The organism is Streptomyces sp. NPDC006487 (assembly GCF_042870555.1).
In the GTDB taxonomy this organism is placed as follows: domain Bacteria; phylum Actinomycetota; class Actinomycetes; order Streptomycetales; family Streptomycetaceae; genus Streptomyces.
Genome location: NZ_JBIAHN010000053.1, coordinates 1 through 1,213, shown reverse-complemented (window position 1 = coordinate 1,213; position 1,213 = coordinate 1). Strand labels below are relative to the sequence as shown.

Sequence of the window (1,213 nt, the reverse complement as noted above, 5' to 3'; positions counted from 1 at the left end):
AGAGGACCAAGTCCGGCGCCGCCCCCTGGTAGCAAATGTGGATCACGTCATCCGGCTGATCGTTTCGATGTTGTGGATAGTCGTTGTGAACTCGCGGCCGGACTCATCACGGACGTAAGCCAACTCCATCCAGCGCTCGTGGGCGACGGAGTCCGAGACGTTCTCGTTGATCACCGCCATCAACTCCCCCTCGGCGCCGGATGCAATGTCGCGGACGCGGTGACCCAGAAGCCGATGAGGGACGTACTCATAGCGCTCACTCATCAGAGGCGCCCTCGAAGGTGCTGAGGAAGAGCTCCCAGCCGACGAGCGCACGATCGAGCAGGTCTGCACCGGGCTCGACCGCCCCGGCGGTGAGGCCCTTGGCCCCGACACCGGTGCGCGCAGTGGCCCATCTCCGGGCCTAGGGTGTCTAGATAGGCAAAGGAGTGATCGTTCGATGACCAGCCAGGGCGGCTCCCGCCAGCCGAAATACCAGCGGATCGCTGATGCGCTGAGGACGGCCATCCAGTCGGGTGAGCACGGGCCGGGCGACCGCCTGCCGGGTGAGAACGAACTCATGGCCACCTACGGCGTCGCCCGTATGACCGCGCGGCAGGCCCTCGGTGTACTCCAGAACGAAGGCCTCGTGGAAGCGCGGAAGGGTGCCGGTGTCTTTGTCCGGGCGTTCAGACCCTTGAGGCGACGAGGTATCCAGCGCTTGGCGCAGGAGCAGTGGGGCTCAGGCCGTTCCATCTGGTCCGCAGATACCGAAGACCGGGAGCTCGTCGTCGATCAGATCGAGGTGCGCGAGGAAGAGGTCGCCGTCCGCATCGCCGACGCGCTCGGCGTTCCCGCAGGGTCCCGGGTCTGGGCGCGCAGCCGCCGCTTCGTGCTTGACGGAAAGCCGGTGCTCTTCGCGACCTCGTATCTTCCGTCGGACGTCGTCGCCGACTCTCTCATCACCCAAACCGACACCGGTCCCGGTGGGACGTACGCGAGGCTGGCCGAACTGGGGCACGAGCCCGTTCACTTCCGCGAGGAGATTCGCTCCCGGATGCCTTCGGTCGACGAAGCCGAACGGCTTTCGCTCTCGATGGGTACACCTGTCATCCGGATCGCCCGCACCGCGTTCGCCGAAGGTGGACGGGCTGTTGAGTTCAATGAGATGACCCTGGACTCCGCCTCCTACGTGCTGGAGTACGACTTCGGCGCCTAGCGGGTTGGGGTGGGG

At 65.7% G+C, this 1,213-nt stretch carries 2 protein-coding genes; one reads left to right on the top strand and one right to left on the bottom strand.

Annotated features, from left to right (window positions below):
• Positions 1–42: 42 nt before the first annotated feature.
• On the bottom strand, positions 43–264 hold the full coding sequence (locus ACFYM0_RS37950) for a hypothetical protein (protein WP_388510322.1): 222 nt from the start codon (positions 262–264) through the stop codon (positions 43–45).
• Between the two features lie 175 nt (positions 265–439).
• On the opposite strand from ACFYM0_RS37950, the gene ACFYM0_RS37945 reads away from it, so the two are divergent.
• Complete coding sequence (locus tag ACFYM0_RS37945) at positions 440–1,198, top strand: GntR family transcriptional regulator (RefSeq protein WP_388510319.1); 759 nt, start codon at positions 440–442, stop codon at positions 1,196–1,198.
• The last annotated feature ends 15 nt before the right edge of the window (positions 1,199–1,213 follow it).

Bases quoted from the DNA above. Each gene is read 5' to 3' on its own strand.
- ACFYM0_RS37950 (WP_388510322.1), bottom strand. From the start codon at position 264: ATGAGTGAGCGCTATGAGTACGTCCCTCATCGGCTTCTGGGTCACCGC.
- ACFYM0_RS37945 (WP_388510319.1), top strand. From the start codon at position 440: ATGACCAGCCAGGGCGGCTCCCGCCAGCCGAAATACCAGCGGATCGCT.